Source organism: Dyella silvatica, assembly GCF_026283955.1.
GTDB lineage: Bacteria > Pseudomonadota > Gammaproteobacteria > Xanthomonadales > Rhodanobacteraceae > Dyella_C > Dyella_C silvatica.
This window is the reverse complement of record NZ_JAPDPE010000025.1, coordinates 39,437-47,603: the sequence shown is the minus strand read 5'-3', so window position 1 is coordinate 47,603 and position 8,167 is coordinate 39,437. Positions and strand designations below refer to the sequence as shown.

Here is an 8,167-nt window from a genome sequence, read left to right as displayed (position 1 = left end):
GCATGGAGCTTCACGCACCCTCTTTCCCTATTCCCCGTTCCCCGCCGGACCCCTCCCCTGCTAGAATCGCCGGCCGAAACCCCCGTTCTTTTTACAAAGCCGAAGCCATGCCAAGACCCGCCGTCAATGTCGCGGTGCGCGCCGCGCGCTCCGCAGGAAACATCATCCTGCGCTACATGAACCGTATCGACGGACTCAATGTCGTCGAGAAGCAACGCATGGACTTCGCCTCTGAAGTGGACAAACTGGCTGAAGCCGAGATTGTCAAAGAACTCCGTCGCGCCTATCCCACCCATGCTTTTCTCGCTGAAGAAAGCGGTGCCACCGGCAAAGGCCCGCTGACCTGGGTTATCGACCCCCTCGACGGCACCCACAATTACCTGCGTGGTATTCCGCATTTCTGCGTGTCGATCGCCATGCTCGACCGCGGCGAGCCGGTGTATGCGGTGATCTTCGACCCGCTGCGAGATGAGCTCTTCACCGCCAGCAAAGGCGATGGCGCTTACCTCAATGACCGCCGCCTGCGAGTGAGCAAACGCGAGAATCTGGGTGGCGCAATGATCGCCACTGGCTTCCCTTACCGTCAGCGCGCCCACCTCGACTCGCAGCTGGACATGACCCGCGCCCTGCTCGGCCAGGCGGAAGATCTCCGCCGCTCGGGCTCTGCCGCGCTGGATCTGGCCTATACCGCCGCCGGTCGCTATGACGGTTATTTCGAGATTGGCCTCAAGCCCTGGGATCTCGCCGCCGGCGTGCTGCTGGTGCGGGAAGCAGGCGGCCGCTATTGCGATTTTGCCGGTCGCGATGGCATTCCCGAGAGCGGCAATATCATCGCCGGCAACTTGAATGTGGCCCAAGCCATGGTCGACGCCATTGGCCAGCAAGCTACGCCAGGGCTATTGAAGGCGTAGTCCCTGAGGCGTATCCGACTTCAGGTCTAGCTGGTCTGGCATACGCTAGGTAAGCCCTAACGCCACTCGAAGATGGATTGCACAAGCAAAAAAGGCGCTCCGAAGAGCGCCTTTTTTTGTTGCAAGAACAGAAGCCGCGATAGCGTCTCGTGCCGCAAAAATCGCCTGCCGCAGCATGCCGGTCACCGCGCCAGTGCTTCTGTGCGCGGTGACCAAGCCACGATCAAGGTGTGCCGAGGTAAGGCGTAGCCTGAACGTAGGTGCCTTGGCCGAGCTGCAAATTGAGAATCAGGCTAAGTACCGAACTCATGGTGAAGCGTAAACGCCGGTTGGTAAGCGTCAGCGGCGTGTTGACCGGGAAGCTCACCGTTTGCGAACCCAGGCAAAGCAGCGGCTGGCCCGTCTGCCCAAGCACTTGCACGTCATTGCCATTGGCATCGGTGCTATCAAGCTCATAGGTGCCGAGCTTCAGGCCGAGCAAGCAAGGCAAGGTGAACTGGAATGACGCCCCTTGTGGAAAGCTGCCGTTGAGAACATCAGCGGTATACCACTGTGGCGCATCGAGCAGATTCAATGCCAGCAGTTGTGAGGTAGCGGCCTGCTGGCTCATCACAAACGTACCGGGAACGATCGGCGGCAAGTCCGTGCCGTGCAGGTAATAGGTCAGGGTATGCGGTGGCGGGCTTACCGCGGTAATCGCCGCACTGGCCGTGTTATTGCTGGGGTTGGGATCGTTGGTCAGGCTCTGCGCCGAGGCAGTATTGACCAGCGTGGTGCCTGCGGGCGTATTGGCCGCCAATAGAACGGTCAAAGTGACGGTACCGCTGCTACCCGCCGCAAGATTGGCAAAACTGGCCTGGAAGCTATTGCCATTGGCGCCACAGGTGCCACCGGAGGCATTACATGAAATAAAGCTCAGTGACGATGGCAAGGCATCGTTAATCACCACGCCTTGCGCCACCTGCGGGCCGTTATTGGTAACGGTCAAGGTATAGCTAAAGGGCGTGCCCGCGGTAATCGTGGAAGCCGAAGCGGTTTTGCTCAGCGACAAATCTGCCTGATCGCCAAGATAACGGGCCAGCGCGAAGTTGCTGGCACTGCCGGCAGCATTGTTTGACCAACCCGCAGCGACGATCTTGCCGTCAGACTGCAAGGCCAGCGCACTGATGCCATCGACGCCGCCAGAGAAATCCGTCTGCACCGCACCGCCGCTAAAGCTTGAATCCACACTACCGTCGAGGTTGTAGCGAGCCAGGATAAAATCACTCTTGCCGTTGACATCCGTGCCACCAGAACCGCCGGCCACCAATCTTCCATCGCGCAGTGCAATCACGCTGTTGGCGGCACTTGTCGAGGCACCGAAGACGGTGGAGACATAGCCCACACCACCGCCAAAACTTGTGTCCAGGCTGCCGTTAGGCTTGTAGGCAAGCACCAACACATTGCCCTGAGCCGAACCATCCCCGCCGGCCGCCGCAATATCGCCATTGGCCTCGATCGCCAGGCTATTGATGCTGGCATTGGGCGTGACGGTGGTGATGACTTTGCCGCCCGTACCGAAGCTCGCATCCAGGCTGCCATCGGTATTGAGGCGAGCCAACGCCGCACCGACACCGGGGGCGGCGCCGCCCACCACAATCTTGCCATCGGACTGAAGCACCAGCGCTTTCGCGTTATCGGTACTCGACCCGGCATCGATCGTCGTAATACCGCCGTTACCGAAGCTGGTATCCAACGAGCCATCGGGATTCATGCGGGCAACCACCAAATCATAGTTGGTGCCGCTTTGCGGAAAAATTAGCAACGCACTTGCCACGATTTTGCCGTCGCTTTGCAAGGCCATCGCAGAAAAACCATAAGTGGCGCTGGTATAGGGGAGTGCCACTCTGACCCAGCCGTTACCGCCACCAAAACTCGTGTCCACGCTACCATCGGCGTTGAAGCGCGACAAAAAACCAAATCCTGTGGCCGGATTGATTCGATTAAATCCACCTACCAATAGCTTGCCACCTGGCAATACGAGCACGGCGGTACCGACGGAATTGGCGATACCAACGACTTCGCCACCATTTCCAAAGCCAGCATCTACACTGCCATCGGCATTTTGCCGCGCCAGCGCCAGGTACTTTAGTCCAGCATTCGATGCGTACCCGGTCGTCACGACTTTTCCGTCGGCCTGCACCGCAACGCCGCGACCGACATTGGGGTTATAGCCAGGGAGATTAAGCACCACTTTGCCGGTGCCATTGAAACTTGAATCGAGACTACCTGGCAATCCATTGGACTGGGTTTGAGCTGACGCGCCGGATGTCGATATCGCAAGCATCAACAACGAAGACGAAAGCACGGCAAGCGCAGATGGGGCAGCACGGCGGGCGGAACCCTTTTGCCATACCCGTAACAGCGATGTTTTCACACTCATTACACACTTCTCCTCATTCCTTTATTGACCTGCGACGGGCAACGCCTACCCCACACGCGTAACCATCCCGGGTGATTCGGGTAAGTCGCGTTGCATGATTCAGCGGGAAAAGTCTTATTAACTACGGATGTGACAAACGAATAGCCATGCAAGACAGGCACCACAACAAACGGGCGTGCATTGGTACGCCCATCAAAATCTGACTGAATAGCCGAAAAAATACATGGAAAAACATCTTCGTCAGATCAAATTTGTATTATTAATTCATTAATTTTAAAAATAATAATAATTCACACATCACACACAATCCAAAAACGATCATCACGCAGATAACCATTATCTTAAAAACCACCAGTAATGCCCCAGAAAAAGCGACTAAAAGATCGCCACAAACAGTCGTGCGCCTGACACGCAAAGCGATCTGCAAAGCAGACCTAAGAAAACACCCGCGATTTCATCAAAGACACTGCGCTACGGCTGGCGCCTGCCGCCACAGAGCACTTGGCCCCCATTAAAAGGGCATAGAGACGTCTTCTATGGAAACATTGCCCGGCGCTGAAGAGATAAAGATCTCGTCACCGCGCCACCGTGATCACTCGACCTGCACCAGCACCGTCATCAATGTTTGTTCGGCCAGCTTCACCACGCATCGATGTGCCACTACAGCGGTAAGCCGCTGCACCGCCGGTTCGCGCGCCTTGTCGGTGGCGAGATGCCGCTCGGACTGAAAGCCCTTGCCCGGCATAGTCATCATGCCGCCACGACCGTCCGCCGCACGGCTGACAGGTGTGCAAAGCATACTCAGCGGCCGGCCCTCGTAACTGCCGGAAAGGCCTTTCTCGGCCAGATCATCGGCGCCAGACAGCACTTTCGATTCGGCCACACCAAAGCTATAGACGTCGTGTTCGGCGTCCTCGCCGCTGACACATAGAGAGCCTTTGACGGTTTTGCCCGCGACGATCACCCCATGCGACTGACATACCGTACGGCCCGGCGCCACGGTGAGGGCAGAAATTCTCTCGGCCTCATCCACCGATGCATGGACGTTCTGCATCATCGCCCAGAGCACGAGAACAGAACCGATCATAGACAACCTCATAGGGCTCCTTGGTGTGATGGAAAGCCAGTCGCCGAACGATACAAAGCGGGTACAGCCTTGGTCGAAAACCATCCGCTCATAGACCGCTCAGCTATCGTAGATATCGCCGCGATAGACGATGTGAATCTTGTTGCCATCCGGATCGCGCAGATAAGCGCCGTAATAACCCACCCCGTAATGAGGCCGTGGCCCGGGCGCCCCCTCATCCGCCCCACCCTTGGCCATGCCCGCGGCATAGGCGGTATCGACCGCCTTGGCCGACAATGCCGCAAACGCGACCATGACACCGTTACCCGCCTGGGCGGCCCTGCCATCGAAGGGCACGTAGACGTAAAACCTCGGCAAAGGATGCCCGGGCTCGACCCAGCAAGCGGCCTGCGGACCACCGTCGGGTATGACGACTCGGCGCTGCAGCCCTAGTGGCATCAGCACAGCATCATAGAAGGCCGCCGCCTGTTCGAGATCGTGACACCCCACGGTAACGTGGCTAAACATGGCCATGGAACCCTCACGCCAGAGTTGAAACGGGAACCGTCATGCCGACAGCGGACAAGGACTAGGCGTTCCCTTCGCGCAGCAAGTTGCGCAAAAAATGTACGGTCACGCGACGCTGCGCGGCGAGCGAGGCCTGATCCAGCCGGTCGAGCAGATCGAGCAATGCGCCAAGGTCGCGCGCATAACGGGCGAATAGCCAGTCCAGCACGGTTTCGTCCAGCTCGATGCCACGAACCGCCGCCTGATTTTTCAGCACGGTACGCCGCTCGGCATCGTCCAGCGGCTTCAGCAGCACTTGCTGGCAAGCACCAAGACGCGAGCGCAAATCGGGCAAGCCCAGGCCTAGCGATGCCGGCAGCGCCTCAGCGGCGAACAGCATCGCCGCACCTTCGGCCTTGGTCTGGTTGTAGAGATCGAACAAGGCATGCTCGGCTTCGCGATCGCCGGCAATGGCGCCAAGATCATCCAGCGCCAAAAGTTCGCTGCCGGCCACGCCACGAATCGCCGCCGCCTTATCGCGCAGGCTGGCGAGCGGCAGATATTGCACTGTGCGACCCGTTTCATTGGCGGCCTGACAGGTCGCCATCAAAAGATGGCTTTTACCACTGCCACTGGGGCCGCTCAGATATAGCCAGGGTGAGCCGGGTTCGCGCGCCAGCGACTCCACCGCAGCCAGAGTAACGGCGTTGGCGCCAGCATAGAAATGTTCAAAACGCTGGCGGCGTGGCCAGCGCAAGGCAAGCGGTAATTGCGGAATCATCGTGGTGTGCGTGCGCCGTCGTCGCTTGCCGAAGTCACGACGGTTTCGGTCGCGACGCGGCCATGGGCGGTCTCCACGGTTACCTCGACGTCGGCGATCACCGGATCGGTCGGCCCCTCTTCGGTGTAGAGCTGGCTATGCCGATAGCGATCAGCCAGATAGCGCAACAGCACCATGATGACCGAGGCTGCGGGCAGCGCCAGGAGTACGCCGAGAAAACCAAATAGATAGCCACCCGCCAACACGGCAAAAATCACCGCCACCGGATGCAGGCCGATCTTCTCGCCCACCAGGCGCGGAACCAGCACATAACCCTCCAGCAGCTGGCCGACGACAAAGATGCCGATCACAATCAATACATGGGTCCAGTCGCCGTATTGCACCAGCACGGCGATCAAGGCCGAGCCAAAGCCGACAATAAAACCCAGGTAAGGCACGAAGCTGAGCAAGCCAGCGACCATGCCGATCAACGGCCCCACGGAAAGACCGGCAATGGACAGCGCGGCACCGTAGAAAATGCCCAACGCCAACATCACCAACAGCTGGCCGCGAACAAACGCGCCCAGCACTTTGTCGGCCTCGCGCGCCAGATGCGCAATGGTCGGCTCGATCGAACGCGGCAGAATGCCATCGATCCACGCCACCAGACGATCCCAGTCGCGCAGCAAATAAAACGCCACGACCGGGATCAGCACCAGATTGGTCAGCCACATCACCACGCCAAGACTGGAGCGCGAGATCTGCCCCAGCACCGTCGATGCCACCTCGCCGATTGAACCGATGTGCTCCTTGATCGCCGCCACCAGGCGACTGGAATCGAATGCATGTGCATCCAGGTGCAATTTGGCTTCCACCCATGGCAACGCGGTTTTATGCACCCAATCGGCGTAGCGCGGCAGATTTTGCACCAGGTTATCGACCTGCCCGGAAATCAGCGGGATCAATAACAACAACGCGCCCACCGCCACCAACACCAGCACGATGAATACGATGCTTACCGCCAGCGTGCGCCCCATGCCGAGCCGTTCGAGACGATCGGCCAATGGATCGCCCAGGTAGGCCATCATGCCGGCGAATGCAAAGGGCATCAGCACCGGCGACAACAGCCAAAGCACGTAGAAGATGCCCGCGGCAATCGCAAGCATTTGCCAGCGGCGAGAGGAGTCGTGGCTCATGGATGGCAGCGGATTCATCGGCGAAAAGGTCTCGGTGAGTAGCGGAGCCGGTCCGCAAGTGTCGCCTATGTCGCCGCGGCTGTCAGCGCATGCTGCGCTGAGCCAATAGCCATGCGAATCCACAAGGGCGAGGCCGGCGATGTCCGCTACCGCGCGTCGGCCCGCGCGGCCTAAGCCTGAACCGCCTATGGCAAGGCAACCTACGGCCGGTTAGTGAACCCAGCGCAGGCTGATGTCCGCGCCGCTATGTGCATCGGCCTGCAATAACCGGCCATCGGCCGTGAGATTGGCCGCGAGAGAGGTCATCGGCAGCCCAGCCTTTACGCCAAGCAACATGCCATCGCCTTGCGCGCTCAGCGTCACCACCTGATGCACCATCGGGTCGGCGCGCAACGCCGCCAGCAAGTTTGCGTAGTCCATCGCCGAACGCACGTCCGACACCCACACCTTGCCGTCGATATTGCCTGCGCCGATGACATTAAGTTGTTTGCCTAGACGGTCGGCCAGCGCATTGCCCGCATCGGAGAGCAGCGCCATATTGTCGGCTGCATTGCTGGTCCAGCGTTGCTGTGGGCCACCCGAGACCAGGTTCCAGTCCGCCGTATTGCTGCGCAACTGACCCAGCAGGATCAAGCCGGTTTTGTATTGACGCGCCAGCGTTACCAGTTCTTCGGGATCAGCATTGCTTACCGTCGGCGTATCGGCGACCTTGGACGGATCAGCCAGCACCACGCTGTATCCGCGAGTGGCCGCAGTCTGCGCCAGCGCGCCCAGCGCATCGCGGGTCAAGACGCTGCCGTCCTGGTCGCGCACCAGCAATAGCACCGGCGGCTTGCTTGCCGAGTTGCTGGCAACCCCCATCTGCGACACCGCCCGCTGCACCGCGCCCTGGTCGAAAATCACCTGCAGGTTGATGCCCCCCTGCGCCGGGCTACCGCGCTGGTAGTGGTATTGCTGCACCATGCCCGGGGCATTTTTCAGCGCGTCGGCGTAACCGGCCTTGCTGCGCAAATCCTGGCCGCCGGCGACCCGCACCATGACCTGGCTTAAAGCGACGCCAAACGCCTCATCGCGCTGCGCTTCACTGGTGTCCTTGACCGGCACGATCACCGTATACGGCGAAACCTGGCCCTGGGCATGCCCCACCCGCGGTGCGGCGAAGAACCCCAGCCCCAGCAGGCCCAGGCATAAGCTGACGATGAGCAGACGTGGCAAGCGCATAAGCATAAGTACATCCATGGAAACTGCCGGGAGTCTGCCCAATCCAGGCGGCAGCGTCCATCCGGGCGGGGAACGGGGAACGGG

At 59.7% G+C, this 8,167-nt stretch carries 7 protein-coding genes; 1 reads left to right on the top strand and 6 read right to left on the bottom strand.

Annotated elements, in window-relative coordinates:
- Positions 1-107 precede the first annotated feature (107 nt).
- On the top strand, positions 108-911 hold the full coding sequence (locus OUZ52_RS07215; protein WP_266157705.1) for an inositol monophosphatase family protein: 804 nt from the start codon (positions 108-110) through the stop codon (positions 909-911).
- A gap of 223 nt (positions 912-1,134) precedes the next feature.
- On the opposite strand, the gene OUZ52_RS07210 is transcribed toward OUZ52_RS07215, so the two are convergent.
- The 6 genes from OUZ52_RS07210 to OUZ52_RS07185 all read right to left on the bottom strand — a co-directional run bounded on the left by OUZ52_RS07210 (position 1,135) and on the right by OUZ52_RS07185 (position 8,089).
- Positions 1,135-3,333 (bottom strand): hypothetical protein, encoded by a 2,199-nt coding sequence (locus OUZ52_RS07210; RefSeq protein ID WP_266157704.1) that lies wholly within the window; start codon positions 3,331-3,333, stop codon positions 1,135-1,137.
- Between the two features lie 592 nt (positions 3,334-3,925).
- On the bottom strand, positions 3,926-4,420 hold the full coding sequence (locus tag OUZ52_RS07205; protein ID WP_266157703.1) for a hypothetical protein: 495 nt from the start codon (positions 4,418-4,420) through the stop codon (positions 3,926-3,928).
- Between the two features lie 99 nt (positions 4,421-4,519).
- Complete coding sequence (locus tag OUZ52_RS07200) at positions 4,520-4,933, bottom strand: VOC family protein (protein WP_266157702.1); 414 nt, start codon at positions 4,931-4,933, stop codon at positions 4,520-4,522.
- Between the two features lie 55 nt (positions 4,934-4,988).
- The gene (hda, locus tag OUZ52_RS07195; RefSeq protein WP_266157701.1) at positions 4,989-5,687 is read right to left on the bottom strand and encodes a DnaA regulatory inactivator Hda; all 699 of its coding nucleotides are present in this window, start codon (positions 5,685-5,687) and stop codon (positions 4,989-4,991) included.
- Positions 5,684-6,862 carry an AI-2E family transporter gene (locus OUZ52_RS07190; protein ID WP_266157700.1) on the bottom strand — a complete coding sequence of 393 codons (1,179 nt, stop codon included), beginning with the start codon at positions 6,860-6,862 and terminating at the stop codon, positions 5,684-5,686. Before OUZ52_RS07190 ends, hda begins: the two co-directional genes overlap by 4 nt.
- 210 nt (positions 6,863-7,072) lie before the next feature.
- The gene (locus OUZ52_RS07185) at positions 7,073-8,089 is read right to left on the bottom strand and encodes a DUF2066 domain-containing protein (RefSeq protein ID WP_266157699.1); all 1,017 of its coding nucleotides are present in this window, start codon (positions 8,087-8,089) and stop codon (positions 7,073-7,075) included.
- Between the last annotated feature and the right edge of the window lie 78 nt (positions 8,090-8,167).